At 72.0% G+C, this 15,239-nt stretch carries 12 protein-coding genes; all 12 read left to right on the top strand.

All coding sequences use genetic code 11. The features are described from left to right. Positions 1–91 precede the first annotated feature (91 nt). The gene (locus tag AC6I72_RS10240; RefSeq protein ID WP_037851849.1) at positions 92–1,384 is read left to right on the top strand and encodes a homoserine dehydrogenase; all 1,293 of its coding nucleotides are present in this window, start codon (positions 92–94) and stop codon (positions 1,382–1,384) included. A gap of 6 nt (positions 1,385–1,390) precedes the next feature. Then, positions 1,391–2,449, top strand: coding sequence for a threonine synthase (gene thrC, locus AC6I72_RS10235; protein ID WP_037851848.1), 1,059 nt, complete (start codon positions 1,391–1,393; stop codon positions 2,447–2,449). A gap of 653 nt (positions 2,450–3,102) precedes the next feature. Next, complete coding sequence (thrB, locus tag AC6I72_RS10230; protein WP_498000501.1) at positions 3,103–4,020, top strand: homoserine kinase; 918 nt, start codon at positions 3,103–3,105, stop codon at positions 4,018–4,020. 424 nt (positions 4,021–4,444) lie between these two features. Continuing rightward, positions 4,445–6,484 (top strand): transcription termination factor Rho, encoded by a 2,040-nt coding sequence (rho, locus tag AC6I72_RS10225; protein ID WP_498000500.1) that lies wholly within the window; start codon positions 4,445–4,447, stop codon positions 6,482–6,484. A gap of 256 nt (positions 6,485–6,740) precedes the next feature. Then, the gene (locus AC6I72_RS10220) at positions 6,741–7,883 is read left to right on the top strand and encodes an LCP family protein (RefSeq protein WP_498000499.1); all 1,143 of its coding nucleotides are present in this window, start codon (positions 6,741–6,743) and stop codon (positions 7,881–7,883) included. A gap of 158 nt (positions 7,884–8,041) precedes the next feature. Beyond that, a complete protein-coding gene (gene rpmE, locus AC6I72_RS10215; protein WP_019326867.1) occupies positions 8,042–8,266 on the top strand; it encodes a 50S ribosomal protein L31 in 225 nt (74 codons plus the stop codon). Between the two features lie 108 nt (positions 8,267–8,374). Then, positions 8,375–9,442, top strand: a complete 1,068-nt coding sequence (prfA, locus tag AC6I72_RS10210; RefSeq protein WP_498000498.1) for a peptide chain release factor 1 — start codon at positions 8,375–8,377, stop codon at positions 9,440–9,442. A gap of 206 nt (positions 9,443–9,648) precedes the next feature. After that, the gene (prmC, locus tag AC6I72_RS10205; RefSeq protein ID WP_498004640.1) at positions 9,649–10,488 is read left to right on the top strand and encodes a peptide chain release factor N(5)-glutamine methyltransferase; all 840 of its coding nucleotides are present in this window, start codon (positions 9,649–9,651) and stop codon (positions 10,486–10,488) included. Positions 10,489–10,549: 61 nt separating this feature from the next. Further along, complete coding sequence (locus AC6I72_RS10200; protein ID WP_037851830.1) at positions 10,550–11,197, top strand: L-threonylcarbamoyladenylate synthase; 648 nt, start codon at positions 10,550–10,552, stop codon at positions 11,195–11,197. Positions 11,198–11,249: 52 nt separating this feature from the next. Next, entirely contained in the window at positions 11,250–11,918 is a 669-nt protein-coding gene (locus AC6I72_RS10195) for an arsenate reductase/protein-tyrosine-phosphatase family protein (protein ID WP_051812328.1), read from the top strand. A gap of 228 nt (positions 11,919–12,146) precedes the next feature. Further along, complete coding sequence (gene glyA, locus AC6I72_RS10190; protein ID WP_498000497.1) at positions 12,147–13,385, top strand: serine hydroxymethyltransferase; 1,239 nt, start codon at positions 12,147–12,149, stop codon at positions 13,383–13,385. A gap of 206 nt (positions 13,386–13,591) precedes the next feature. Further along, a complete protein-coding gene (locus tag AC6I72_RS10185) occupies positions 13,592–14,986 on the top strand; it encodes an MraY family glycosyltransferase (protein ID WP_498000496.1) in 1,395 nt (464 codons plus the stop codon). The last annotated feature ends 253 nt before the right edge of the window (positions 14,987–15,239 follow it).

The raw sequence follows: 15,239 nt of genomic DNA, 5'->3' as shown, positions 1-15,239 counted from the left end.
TAAACGTCTCACGATCCGGACAAATGACAGAAACTCCGGTCCGGTGAGTGAGACTGGTCCCACCGTAGACGGTATGAGGAAACGAGGTCGGATGATGCGTACGCGTCCGCTGAAGGTGGCGCTGCTGGGCTGTGGGGTTGTCGGCTCAGAGGTGGCGCGCATCATGACGACGCACGCCGACGACCTCACGGCCAGGATCGGCGCCCCGGTGGAGATCGCCGGGGTCGCCGTCCGGCGCCCCTCCAAGGTGCGCGAGGGCATCGACCCCGCCCTCATCACCACCGACGCCACCGCCCTCGTCAAACGCGGCGACATCGACGTCGTCATCGAGGTCATCGGCGGCATCGAGCCGGCCCGGGCCCTCATCACCACCGCGTTCGAGCACGGCGCCTCCGTCGTCTCCGCGAACAAGGCCCTCCTCGCCCAGGACGGGGCCGCCCTGCACGCCGCCGCCGAGGAGCACGGCCGCGACCTCTACTACGAGGCCGCCGTCGCCGGTGCCATCCCGCTGATCCGGCCGCTGCGCGAGTCCCTGGCCGGCGACAAGGTGAACCGGGTGCTCGGCATCGTCAACGGCACCACCAACTTCATCCTCGACAAGATGGACTCCACGGGCGCCGGCTACCAGGAGGCCCTCGACGAGGCCACCGCGCTCGGGTACGCCGAGGCCGACCCGACCGCCGACGTCGAGGGCTTCGACGCCGCCGCCAAGGCCGCCATCCTCGCCGGGATCGCCTTCCACACCCGCGTACGCCTCGACGACGTCTACCGCGAGGGCATGACCGAGGTCACCGCCGCCGACTTCGCCTCCGCCAAGGAGATGGGCTGCACCATCAAGCTGCTCGCCATCTGCGAGCGGGCCGCCGACGGCGCCTCCGTCACCGCGCGCGTGCACCCCGCGATGATCCCGCTCAGCCACCCGCTCGCCTCGGTGCGCGGCGCGTACAACGCCGTCTTCGTGGAGTCGGAGGCCGCGGGCCGGCTGATGTTCTACGGGCCCGGCGCCGGCGGTTCGCCCACCGCCTCCGCCGTCCTCGGCGACCTCGTCGCCGTCTGCCGCAACCGGCTCAGCGGTGCCACCGGCCCCGGCGACTCCGCGTACGCCGCGCTGCCCGTCTCGCCCATGGGCGACGTCGTCACGCGCTACCACATCAGCCTGGACGTCGCCGACAAACCGGGCGTCCTGGCCCAGGTCGCCACCGTGTTCGCCGAGCACGGGGTGTCCATCGACACAGTTCGCCAGCAGGGCAAGGACGGCGAGGCATCGCTCGTCGTCGTCACCCACCGAGCGTCCGACGCCGCCCTCACCGGCACCGTCGAGGCGCTGCGCAGCCTCGACACCGTGCGGGGCGTCGCCAGCATCATGCGGGTTGAAGGAGAGTAACCAGCAATGACCCACCAGTGGCGCGGAATCATCGAGGAGTACCGGGACCGGCTGCCGGTGTCCGACAGCACGCCGGTCGTGACGCTCCGCGAGGGCGGTACGCCCCTCGTCCCCGCGCAGGTGCTCTCCGAGCGCACCGGCTGCGAGGTCCACCTCAAGGTCGAGGGCGCGAACCCGACCGGGTCCTTCAAGGACCGCGGCATGACCATGGCGATCAGCAAGGCCAAGGAGGAAGGCGCCAAGGCGGTCATCTGCGCCTCCACCGGCAACACGTCGGCCTCCGCCGCCGCGTACGGCGTACGGGCGGGCATGGTCTCCGCCGTGCTCGTGCCGCAGGGCAAGATCGCGCTCGGCAAGATGGGCCAGGCCCTCGTGCACGGCGCGAAGATCCTCCAGGTCGACGGCAACTTCGACGACTGCCTCACGCTGGCCCGCGCGCTCAGCGACAACTACCCCGTCGCGCTGGTCAATTCGGTCAACCCGGTACGTATCGAAGGGCAGAAGACCGCCGCCTTCGAGATCGTCGACATGCTCGGCGACGCGCCCGACATCCACGTCCTCCCGGTCGGCAACGCGGGCAACATCACCGCCTACTGGAAGGGCTACAAGGAGTACGCCGCCGACGCGGTCTCCACGAAGACGCCGCGCATGTGGGGCTTCCAGGCCTCCGGGAGCGCCCCGATCGTGCGCGGCGAGGTCGTCAAGGACCCCTCGACCATCGCCACCGCCATCCGGATCGGCAACCCCGCCTCCTGGACGTACGCCCTCGCCGCGCGCGACGAGTCCGGCGGCGCCATCGACGAGGTGACGGACCGTGAGATCCTGCGCGCCTACCGGCTGTTGGCCGCACAGGAGGGCGTCTTCGTCGAACCGGCGTCGGCCGCGTCCGTCGCCGGCCTGCTGAAGGCCGCCGAGCAGGGCAAGGTCGACCCGGGGCAGCGGATCGTCTGCACCGTCACGGGCAACGGCCTCAAGGACCCCGACTGGGCCGTCGCCGGCGCTCCGCAGCCGGTCACCGTCCCGGTCGACGCGGCCACGGCGGCGGAGCGGCTGGGCCTCGCCTGACGGTTCCCCTCTCCCCTTGTCCGCGTCCGGGACGGCGGACAGGGGGAGAAGCGGACGGTGGTGGGACCGGGACCGTTCGGCCTCACCGTCCTCACCGGTCCGGCCCTACAGGTCGGTCGGCCGTAGAGCCGTACGGCCGTAGGGGCAGCCTCGCGCGACGGTTGTCGCCGTGACGGTGGTCCGGTCCGCCGGCTGCCTCGCCCGCCGGCTGTCATCGGACGGCCGGAGCCCGGCCTGAGCACTACCGGCCGTCCGTGCGGCTCGACCGTAAGCACGGACAGCGGGGCCGCCGAGGCACCCGGTGCCACCCCCCGGCCCCACGCCCAGCCCCGCGCCCCGGCTCCATACCCCGCCCCGCCGCCCGGTCCCGCCCGCACAACTCCGCGACCTCCCAAGGCGTCCCCGCCCGGGGACTGCTGGCAGGGGGCACGGAAAGGCTCGCGACACGCATCGTGCGCCTCCTGTGCGCCCTATGTCGCCACAGAACCTTCCTTCGATAGGCTGTAAGGAACCCGCCCACCGCATATGCCGCCGCATGTCGCGGTGCCGCGCCGTCCGTGCGGCCCCCGAGGGTCCTCACGGCCCCACGTATCCGTCGAATCCCGGTCGAATGTCACTCGACCATCACGCAGCTCAAGGAGAGTCAACGAGCGATGGCCGGTCCAGCGTTCCGCGCCGCCGCCGTCCGGGTGCGCGTCCCCGCCACCAGCGCCAACCTCGGCCCGGGCTTCGATGCCTTCGGCCTCGCGCTGGGGCTCTACGACGACGTCGTGGTCCGGGTGGCCGACTCCGGGCTGCACATCGACATCGCCGGCGAGGGCAGCGAGACCCTGCCGCGCGACGAGAAGCACCTGCTCGTACGGTCGCTGCGCACCGCGTTCGACGTGCTCGGCGGGCAGCCGCGCGGCCTGGAGATCGTCTGCGCGAACCGCATCCCGCACGGCCGCGGACTCGGTTCCTCCTCCGCCGCCATCTGCGCGGGCATCGTCGCCGCCCGCGCCGTGACCATAGGCGGCGACTCCAGGCTCGACGACACGGCGCTCCTGGAACTGGCCACCGAGATCGAGGGCCACCCGGACAACGTGGCGGCCTGCCTGCTCGGCGGGTTCACCCTGTCGTGGATGGAGGCCGGAGCCGCCCGGGCCATCAGGATGGAGCCGTCCGATTCCATCGTTCCGGTGGTTTTCGTGCCCGCGAAACCCGTCCTGACCGAGACCGCGCGCGGCCTGCTGCCGCGCACCGTGCCGCACGTCGACGCGGCCGTCAACGCGGGCCGTGCGGCCCTGCTCGTCGAGGCCCTCACCCGGCGCCCCGAGCTGCTGCTGCCCGCCACCGAGGACCGCCTCCACCAGGAGTACCGGGCGCCGGCCATGCCGGAGAGCGCCGCACTGGTGGAGCGGCTGCGCGGGGACGGCATCCCCGCGGTCATCTCCGGCGCCGGGCCGACGGTCATGGCGCTGGCCGACGCGGGCACCGCCGACAAGGTGGAACGGCTCGCGGGGACCGGCTGGGCCGCCAACCGGCTGAGTCTCGACGCGCAGGGCGCCTGCGTGCTGCCGCTGTCGGGCTGACACGCGATTGCCGGATGTGGAGAGGGGGAATGTTTGTTGGATCCGGTAGTGTTAATCTCAAGTCTGCACCCGACCCCACCATGGCGAGGTGCTTCGTGTCCCAGTCCGGGACCAACATTCTTCCGGGAGCTCCCCAAGCCACTCTGTGTTCCGTACGCCGTATCCGGGCAGTACGTCGTACGCGGACGCTGAGCGGTCCACAGGTGGGGATCCCCCCTCTGGGGGAGCTCCGGAAACGGTGCTACCAGGCCACGTGACACCGGGTGCCACGAGTCGTCGCGGCAGCGCCACTCACCAGATATCTCTTCCGCCGCTTTGGCGGACCACCGCCCCGGCACGGTCCACACAGCAAGGACCGAAGCCGGACAGCACAACCGGTCGCCGAGCCAGACAGGCCGACGTCCGCTCCAGGGAAGGACCCTTCGTGAGCGACACCACCGATCTGATGGGCGCACGTGTCGAGGAGACCGCTGCCGCGCCCGCCACGGACGCCTCCGCGCCTGCTACCGGTGCCGGCTCCCGGCGGCGCCGCGGTACCGGCCTCGAGGGCATGGTGCTGGCCGAGCTTCAGCAGGTCGCCTCCGGCCTCGGCATCAGGGGCACCGCGCGGATGCGCAAGAGCCAGCTGATCGAGGTCATCAAGGAGGCGCAGGCCGCAGGGGGCGCCGCGCCCGCGAAGGCCGCGACCGCCGCCGGCGAGGCCACCGAGACCAAGCCGAAGCGCCGCGCCACCTCCCGCACCCGCACGGGCGACGAGAGCGCCGCGGGGAAGAAGGCGGCCGAGGCGCCGGCCGAGAAGGCCGTGGCCCAGCAGCAGATCGAGATCCCCGGCCAGCCCGCTGGGGGTCCCGCCCTGGTCGAGCGGAGCCGAGAGCTTGGGGGAGACGACGCTCCCGTCGAGCGGCGCCGGCGCCGGGCCACCGCCGAGGCGGGCAGCCCGGAGACCGCCACCGCCGAGGCGAAGGGTGACGCGAAGGCCGAGGCCGCCGCCCAGCAGCAGACCCAGGGCCAGCAGCCGCAGCAGGGCGACGCGGGCGAGGGCGAGGGCCGCCGGCGCGACCGCCGCGAGCGCGGCCGTGACCGGGACCGGGACCGCGACCGCGATCGGGACCGTGACCGCGACCGCCGTGGCGGCAAGGGCGACGACCAGCAGGGCCAGCGCCAGCAGAGCCAGCAGCAGGGCGGCGGCCGTCAGGACCGCAGCAGTGGCCCGCAGGACGACGACGACTTCGACGGCGGGCGCCGGGGCCGTCGCGGCCGCTACCGCGACCGCCGTGGCCGCCGTGGCCGCGACGACGTGCAGGAGCCGCAGATCACCGAGGACGACGTCCTGATCCCGGTCGCCGGCATCCTGGACATCCTCGACAACTACGCCTTCATCCGGACCTCCGGCTACCTGCCCGGTCCGAACGACGTGTACGTCTCCCTCGCCCAGGTCCGCAAGAACGGCCTGCGCAAGGGCGACCACGTCACCGGTGCCGTGCGCCAGCCCAAGGAGGGCGAGCGCCGCGAGAAGTTCAACGCGCTGGTGCGCCTGGACTCCGTCAACGGCATGGCGCCCGAACACGGCCGCGGACGGCCGGAGTTCAACAAGCTGACGCCGCTGTACCCGCAGGACCGGCTCCGTCTGGAGACCGAGGCGGGCGTGCTGACGACCCGGATCATCGACCTCGTGTCGCCGATCGGCAAGGGCCAGCGCGGTCTGATCGTGGCCCCGCCGAAGACCGGCAAGACCATGATCATGCAGGCGATCGCCAACGCCATCACGCACAACAACCCCGAGTGCCACCTGATGGTCGTCCTGGTCGACGAGCGTCCGGAAGAGGTCACCGACATGCAGCGGTCGGTCAAGGGCGAGGTCATCTCCTCGACCTTCGACCGCCCGGCCGAGGACCACACCACGGTCGCCGAGCTGGCCATCGAGCGCGCCAAGCGCCTGGTCGAGCTGGGTCACGACGTGGTCGTCCTGCTGGACTCGATCACCCGTCTGGGCCGCGCGTACAACCTCGCCGCCCCGGCCTCCGGCCGCATCCTGTCCGGTGGTGTCGACTCGACCGCCCTGTACCCGCCGAAGCGCTTCTTCGGTGCGGCCCGCAACATCGAGGACGGCGGCTCGCTGACCATCCTCGCCACCGCCCTGGTGGACACCGGGTCCCGCATGGACGAGGTGATCTTCGAGGAGTTCAAGGGCACCGGCAACATGGAGCTGAAGCTCGACCGGAAGCTCGCCGACAAGCGCATCTTCCCGGCGGTGGACGTGGACGCGTCCGGCACCCGCAAGGAGGAGATCCTGCTGAACTCCGAGGAGCTGGGCATCGTCTGGAAGCTGCGCCGGGTGCTGCACGCGCTCGACCAGCAGCAGGCGATCGAGCTGCTCCTCGACAAGATGAAGCAGACCAAGTCGAACGTCGAGTTCCTGATGCAGATCCAGAAGACGACGCCGGCCCCCGGCAACGGCGACTGATCCGCACCGCACGGCAGCGAAGGGCCGCTCCCGCCAGGGGGCGGCCCTTCGCCGTGGACGCGCCCCGGCCCCGGGGCCCGGCCTCCGCGCGCGGCGAGAGCTTCGCCACAGCACCCTGGGGGGCCGGTGTGCAACCTTTGCCCCGGTTACCTCGTCTGACCGTGAAGAGCGACGATGGTGCGGTACGGCTTCGACCCGGCCGGGCCTGACCCAGGCACCAAGGGGTAACCGACCGGATACGAGAGCTGAGGAGCACATGTCCGCCCAGAGCACACCGGACCCCGGCATACCGGGGAAGTCCCGCACCGACAGCACCCGCCGCAAGGGCGCCGGGGGCCGCCGCCGCAAGCCCCCCACGGGGCGGCGCAAGGCCCTGCTGGCCACGGCCTGGACCGCGGCGGGCATCGTGGTGCTGGGCGGCACCGGTGCCGGCTACCTGTACCTCAAGCTCAACGGCAACCTGAAGACGGTCGACATCAACCAGGCCCTCGGCACCGACCGGCCCTCCAAGGCCGACAACGGCTCCGAGAACATCCTCGTCCTCGGCTCGGACACCCGCGCCGGCGGCAACAAGAAGCTGGGCGGCGGCACCGACGACGGCAGCGCCCGCTCCGACACGGCGATGATCGTGCACGTGTACGAGGGCCACAAGAAGGCCAGCGTCGTCTCCGTACCCCGCGACACCCTCGTGGACCGCCCCGAGTGCACCGACCCCAAGGGCGGCACGCACCCGGCCGCGCACGACGCGATGTTCAACGAGTCCTACGGCACCGGCGGCGCGACCTGCGCCGTCAAGACCGTGGAGTCGCTCACCGGCCTCCGGATGGACCACTACCTCGAGGTCGACTTCAGCGGCTTCCAGAGGCTCATCGACGACCTCGGCGGCGTCCAGGTCACCACGACCAGGGCCATCGACGACCCCAACAGCCACCTGAACCTCACCGCGGGCACCCACACCCTCGACGGGAAGCAGGCCCTCGGCCTCGTCCGCACCCGGCACGGCGTCGGCGACGGCTCCGACCTGGGCCGCATCCAGCTCCAGCAGGCCTTCGTCAAGGCACTGCTCGACCAGGTCAAGCACGTCGGGGTCTTCACCGACCCCAAGAAGCTCTACGACCTCGCCGACACCGCCACCAAGGCCGTCACCACCGACTCCGACCTCGGCTCGGTGAACTCCCTGATCTCCTTCGCCGACGGCCTCAAGGGCATCAGCTCCTCGCACATGACCATGGTCACCATGCCGGTCCGGTACGACCCGGCCAACCCCAACCGCGTGATCATCGAGGAGACCAAGGCCCGCCAGGTCTGGACGGCCCTGAAGAACGACCGGCCGGTCCCCAGGGCGGCCACCGAGGGCACGGCGACCGGCGAGGCCAAGGGCGTCGTGAGCGGCGCGTAGCGGCGCGGGGCCGTGCCGGGGTGCGGCGGGGAATACTCCGCGCCGACCCCCGGTTTGGGGAGATGGCCCCAGTCCTGGCAGACTGGTACGTCGGCCCCGGTTCACGTCCCCGCATCCCGCGGCGGCGACCCGGCGCCCTCCCGAACCTAGGAGACACCTTGAAGCGCGACATCCACCCCGAGTACGTCGAGACGCAGGTCAGCTGCACCTGCGGCGCGTCGTTCACCACCCGCAGCACCATCGAGTCCGGCACCATCCGGGCCGAGGTCTGCTCCGAGTGCCACCCGTTCTACACGGGCAAGCAGAAGATCCTCGACACCGGTGGCCGTGTGGCCCGCTTCGAGGCCCGCTTCGGCAAGGCTGCCGCCGGCTCCAAGAAGTAGCGAGCCCCATTTCGCCGGTCCACGGCCGCGCCCCCACCGGGGTGCGCCCGGGACCGGCGTTTTTGGTCGTCCGCCCTTCCCCTCCCCCAGCAGTAGCAGGAGCCCAAGATGTTCGAGGCCGTCGAGGAGCTCGTCGTCGAGCACGCCGACCTGGAGAAGAAGCTCGCCGACCCCTCGGTCCACTCCGACCAGGCGAACGCGCGCAAGCTCAACAAGCGGTACGCCGAGCTGACCCCGATCGTCGCCACGTACCGCTCCTGGAAGCAGACCGGCGACGACATCGACACCGCGCGTGAACTGGCCGCCGACGACCCCGACTTCGCCGCCGAGGTCAAGGAGCTGGACAAGCAGCGCGAGGAGCTGACCGAGAAGCTGCGCCTGCTGCTCGTGCCGCGCGATCCCAGCGACGACAAGGACGTCATCCTGGAGATCAAGGCCGGCGCGGGCGGCGACGAGTCCGCGCTGTTCGCCGGTGACCTGCTGCGCATGTACCTGCGCTACGCCGAGCGCGTCGGCTGGAAGACCGAGATCATCGACGCCACCGAGTCCGAGCTGGGCGGCTACAAGGACGTCCAGGTCGCCGTGAAGGCGCGCGGGCAGCTCGAGCCCGGCCAGGGCGTGTGGGCGCGGCTGAAGTACGAGGGCGGCGTGCACCGGGTGCAGCGCGTGCCGGCCACCGAGTCCCAGGGCCGTATCCACACCTCGGCGGCGGGTGTCCTCGTGACGCCCGAGGCGGAGGAGGTCGACGTCGAGATCAACCCGAACGACCTGCGGATCGACGTCTACCGGTCCTCCGGACCCGGCGGCCAGTCGGTCAACACCACCGACTCCGCGGTGCGCATCACGCACCTGCCCACCGGAGTCGTCGCCTCCTGCCAGAACGAGAAGAGCCAGCTGCAGAACAAGGAGCAGGCGATGCGTATCCTGCGCTCCAGGCTGCTGGCGGCGGCGCAGGAGGAAGCGGAGAAGGAGGCCGCGGACGCCCGCCGCAGCCAGGTCCGCACCGTCGACCGCTCCGAGAAGATCCGCACCTACAACTTCCCGGAGAACCGCATCTCCGACCACCGGGTCGGCTTCAAGGCCTACAACCTGGACCAGGTCCTGGACGGCGACCTCGCCGCCGTCATCCAGGCCTGCGTCGACGCCGACTCGGCCGCCAAGCTCGCGGCCGCGTGAGGCCCGGGCCGCGGGGCACCGCGGCGTGAGGCGGACACGGCCGCCCGGCGCCCCCGCGGGGCCCGGCGCCACCGCCGTACGGCCCCGCGGACGCGCGACCCGCGGGCGCAGGGGCCCGCGGACGTACGGACGCACGGAGTAGTTACCGAGCACGGAGGACCAGCGTGCAGCAAGAATCCGGGGGGCGACCCCCAGGCCCCCGCAGCGTGCTGCTCGCGGAGGTGGCGCAGGCCACCCAGCGGCTGGCCGACGCCGGTGTGCCCTCGCCGCGCAACGACGCCGAGGAACTGGCCGCCTTCGTGCACGGCGTCAAGCGCGGCCAGCTGCACTCCGTCAAGGACGCCGACTTCGACGCCCGGTACTGGGAGGTCGTCGCCCGGCGCGAGCAGCGCGAGCCGTTGCAGCACATCACCGGGCGGGCCTACTTCCGCTACCTGGAGCTGCAGGTCGGCCCCGGTGTGTTCGTGCCGCGGCCCGAGACCGAGTCGGTCGTCGGCTGGGCCATAGACGCCGTGCGCGCCATGGACGTGGTCGAACCGTGCATCGTCGACCTGTGCACCGGCTCCGGCGCCATCGCCCTCGCCCTCGCCCAGGAGGTGCCGCGCTCACGCGTGCACGCGGTGGAGCTGAGCGAGGACGCGCTGACGTGGACCCGCAAGAACGTCGAGGGGTCCCGGGTCGACCTGCGCCAGGGCGACGCCCTGACCGCCTTCCCGGACCTCGACGGCCTGGTCGACCTCGTCATCTCCAACCCGCCGTACATCCCGCTGACCGAATGGGAGTACGTCGCCCCGGAGGCCCGCGACTACGACCCCGAGCTGGCACTGTTCTCCGGCGAGGACGGCCTCGACCTGATCCGCGGCATCGAGCGCACCGCGCACCGGCTGCTGCGGCCGGGCGGTGTCGTCGTCATCGAGCACGCCGACACCCAGGGCGGCCAGGTGCCGTGGATCTTCACCGAGGAGCGGGGCTGGGCCGACGCGGCCGACCACCCCGACCTCAACAACCGGCCGCGGTTCGCCACCGCCCGCAAGGCGCTGCCATGAGCCCGGCGCAGCCCACCAGGACTTCAGACCAGCAGTACGTGTACGAGGAGGCCCGCTGACAATGGCACGGCGATACGACACCAACGACGCGACCGACCGCGCGACGGGTCTGCGCGAGGCCGCGTCCGCCGTCCGCCGGGGCGAACTCGTGGTGCTGCCGACCGACACCGTGTACGGCATCGGCGCCGACGCGTTCTCCTCGGAGGCCGTCGCCGACCTGCTCGCCGCCAAGGGCCGCGGGCGCGCCATGCCCACGCCCGTCCTCATCGGCTCCCCGAACACGCTGCACGGGCTGGTCACGGACTTCTCCGAGATGGCCTGGGAACTGGTGGACGCGTTCTGGCCGGGCGCCCTCACGCTCATCGCCAGGCACCAGCCGTCCCTGCAGTGGGACCTGGGCGACACCCGCGGCACGGTCGCCGTGCGCATGCCGCTGCACCCGGTCGCCATCGAACTGCTCAACGAGTTCGGCCCGATGGCCGTCTCCTCGGCGAACCTCACCGGCCACCCCGCGCCGGAGACGTGCGACGCCGCCCAGGAGATGCTCGGCGACTCCGTCTCCGTCTACCTCGACGGCGGCCCGACCCCCGGCAACGTGCCGTCGTCCATCGTCGACGTCAGCCGCGCGGTGCCGGTGCTGCTGCGCGCGGGCGCGCTGTCGGCCGAGGAGCTGCGCAAGGTCGTACCCGACCTCGAGGTGGCGAATTGACGGCGCCTGACACCCCCGGGCTCACGGCCCGGCTCCCGCAGGGGGGACCCCCATGCGTGGCATAGGCGGGAAGGACGAGCCGGTGATCCCGACGATCCCGGCCCAGCCGGGGCTGCCCGGCGGGGCCTTCCGCATCCTCCACGTCAGCACCGGCAACGTGTGCCGCTCGCCCATCACCGAGCGGCTGACCCGGCACTTCGTGGCGGACCGGCTCGGCGACCCGGCCGGCGGCGGTCTGATCGTGGAGAGCGCGGGCACCTGGGGTCACGAGGGCGCGCCCATGGAGACCAACGCCGAGACGGTCCTCGCCGACTTCGGCGCGGACGCCTCCGGCTTCACCGGCCGGGAACTGCTGGACGAGCACGTGATCCGCGCCGACCTGGTCCTCACCGCGACCCGCGACCACCGGGCCCAGGTGATCTCGATGGGGCACTCGGCGGGGCTGCGCACCTTCACGCTCAAGGAGTTCACCCGCCTGGTGAGGGCCATCGACCCGGCCACGCTGCCGCCGCTCCAGGACGGTGTGGTCGAGCGTGCCCGGGCGCTGGTGCGGGCCGCCGCGGCGCTGCGCGGGTGGCTCCTGGCGCCGAACGCGGAGGCGGACGAGGTCTACGACCCCTACGGCGCCCCGCTGCCGTTCTTCCGCTCCATCGGCGACGAGATACACGAGGCGCTGGACCCCGTCGTCACCGCCCTGACCGGCGTCCCGGCCCGGACCTGAGCCCGGGCGCCGGTGGTGCCGGCGCCGTCCGGGACCGCGGCGCCCGCGCGACGGGGGCGCCGCACGGGCCGGCCCCGGCGGGTGTGCCGGGCGCCGGGTCACCGAGGGCCGCCCGGGCGTCCGGGCCTCACCCGTGCGTCCGTCCCCGTGAAGGCGTAACGGCCGAGCGGCCCCCGTGGTGCGGGCCTACATTGGACGTACGTCACCGTCGACCGTCCGGAGCCCACCATGTCGGTCATCCCCGGCCTAGAGGCCGATGTCCTGCGGCGGCAGGACCCGGAAGTGGCCGACATCGTGCTCGGGGAGCTGGCCCGGCAGTCGACGACGCTCCAGCTGATCGCGGCGGAGAACTTCACCTCGCCCGCGGTGCTGGCCGCGCTCGGCTCGCCGCTGGCGAACAAGTACGCCGAGGGCTACCCGGGCGCCCGCCACCACGGCGGCTGCGAACTCGTCGACGCCGCCGAACGCCTCGCCGTCGAGCGCGCGAAGGCGCTCTTCGGCGCCGAGCACGCCAACGTCCAGTCGCACTCGGGCTCGTCCGCGGTGCTGGCCGCCTACGCGGCGCTGCTGCGGCCCGGCGACACCGTGCTCGCCCTCGGCCTGCCGCACGGCGGGCACCTCACCCACGGTTCGCCCGCGAACTTCTCCGGGCGCTGGTTCGACTTCGTCGGCTACGGCGTGGACGCCGAGAGCGGGCTCATCGACCACCAGCAGGTGCGTGCGCTGGCCCGTACGCACCGGCCCAAGGCGATCGTGTGCGGGTCCATCGCCTACCCGCGCCACATCGACCACGCCTTCTTCCGCGCGGTCGCCGACGAGGTCGGCGCCTACCTGATCGCCGACGCCGCGCACCCGATGGGCCTGGTCGCCGGGGGAGCGGCGCCCAGCCCCGTGCCGTACGCCGACGTGGTGTGCGCCACCACCCACAAGGTGCTGCGCGGTCCGCGCGGCGGGATGATCCTCTGCGGGAGCGAGCTGGCCGAGCGGGTGGACCGGGCGGTGTTCCCGTTCACCCAGGGCGGCGCCCAGATGCACACCATCGCGGCGAAGGCGGTGGCGTTCGGTGAGGCGGCCACCCCGGCGTTCGGCGCCTACGCCCACCAGGTGGTCGCCAACGCGCGCGTGCTGGCGGCGTACCTGGCCGCGGAGGGCCTGGCCGTGACCACCGGCGGCACCGACACCCACCTGATCACCGCCGACCCGGCGCCGCTCGGTGTCGACGGGCGCACCGCGCGCGGGCGGCTGGCCGCCGCCGGGATCGTGCTGGACTGCTGCGCGCTGCCGCACTCGGGCGCCCGCGGGCTGCGCCTGGGGACGGCCGCGGTGACCACGCAGGGCATGGGACAGGAGGAGATGGCGCGGATCGCGGTGCTGCTCGGCAAGGTGCTGCGCGGGGAGCTGGACGGCGCGCGGGCGCGGGAGGACGTGCGCGAACTCACCGCCGCGTTCCCGCCGTATCCGGGCTGAGGCGGGCCGTGCGGGCGGACTGAACAGGGCCTGTACCGAGGGCCCCGTACGGGGTGAGAGGGCCGCGCGGGGGTAGACGCGGACCCGTGCGGAGCCCGCGCACAGCCGTATGTGCAACCATCGTCGCTACCCGGAAGTCCCCATACATATGCTCGCGTCGCTAGGGTGTGAGGCTGAGATGGCCAGCGAGACCTGTGGGGAAGCCTGTGCGTGAATACCTGCTGACGCTCTGCATCACGGCCGCGGTGACGTACCTGCTGACCGGGCCGGTGCGCAAGTTCGCGATCGTGGCGGGGGCGATGCCGGAGATCCGGGCGCGTGACGTGCACCGGGAACCCACTCCGCGGCTCGGCGGGATCGCGATGTTCTTCGGCATGTGCGCGGGCCTGCTGGTCGCCGACCACCTCACCAACCTCAACGAGGTCTTCGAGAAGTCGAACGAACCGCGCGCGCTGCTGTCGGGTGCCGCGCTGATCTGGCTGATCGGTGTCCTGGACGACAAGTTCGAGATCGACGCCCTGATCAAGCTGGGCGGCCAGATGATCGCCGCCGGTGTGATGGTCATGCAGGGTCTGACGATCCTGTGGCTGCCGGTGCCCGGTGTGGGCACGGTGGCGCTCACCCAGTGGCAGGGCACGCTGCTGACCGTGGCCCTCGTCGTGATCACGATCAACGCGGTCAACTTCGTGGACGGCCTCGACGGTCTCGCCGCCGGCATGGTGTGCATCGCCGCCGCCGCGTTCTTCATGTACGCCTACCGGATCTGGTACTCGTACGGCATCGAGGCCGCGGCCCCGGCCACCCTCTTCGCGGCCGTCCTCATGGGCATGTGCCTGGGCTTCCTGCCGCACAACATGCACCCGGCCAGGATCTTCATGGGCGACTCGGGCTCGATGCTGATCGGTCTGGTCCTCGCGGCCGGCGCGATCTCGGTGACCGGGCAGGTCGACCCGGACGTGATGAAGCTGTTCTCCGGGTCCGAGCGCAACGCCGTGCACCAGATGGTGCCCGTCTACATCCCGCTGCTGATGCCGCTGACGATCATCGCGATCCCGGCCTCCGACTTCGTCTTCGCGGTGGTGCGCCGCACCTGGCGCGGCCAGTCGCCGTTCGCCGCGGACCGCGGCCACCTGCACCACCGGCTGCTCCAGATCGGCCACTCGCACAGCCGGGCCGTGCTGATCATGTACTTCTGGGCGGCGCTGATCGGCTTCGGCGCGCTCGGCTACTCGGTCAACTCGGCCTCGATGTGGATCGTGCTCGGGATCGTGCTGCTCAGCTTCCTCGGGCTCGTCCTCCTGCTGCTGCCGCGCTTCACCCCGCGCGCCCCGCGCTGGGCGGAGCAGTTCGTGCCGCCGCGCTACCGGCGCCGTCGCCGCCGGGGGGCCGCGGCACCGGCCGCGGGCGCCCGTGCGGGGACGTCCGTACGGGCCGGCGCCGGGGCCGCCGAGGCGGAGGGGACGGAGGAGCCGCTGGGGGCCTCCGGTGCGCAGGAGACCCCCGAGCCGGTGGCGGCCACGGTGGCGGGAGTCAACGGCGCGACCGCCGTGGGACCCCGTTCGCGGGTCCTCGACGGGCGCAAAGCCGGAACGTCACGCTGACGCCCAAGGTAAGAATCTGACTAAAGCGTTGCCTGTTCATGGGGGAGCAAAGCGGGCTAATACCAGACAAGTTGCCCCCGTTTTTGCACAGACGGGCACTGTCACTCTCATGTGTGACAGCCAGCACACCCACTTGGTAAAGACCGCATCAAATAGTTTGTGATACCGTTCACGAGAACCCCGGACAGAGCCGAAGGACCCCGATGCAAGGGTCCCTTGGTGATGAGGTTCCTCTCTCGGACCGGGGACTACG

The organism is Streptomyces sp. Xyl84 (assembly GCF_059731885.1).
The sequence above is the reverse complement of the archived record's forward strand: the minus strand, read 5'-3'. Positions and strand labels throughout refer to the sequence as shown.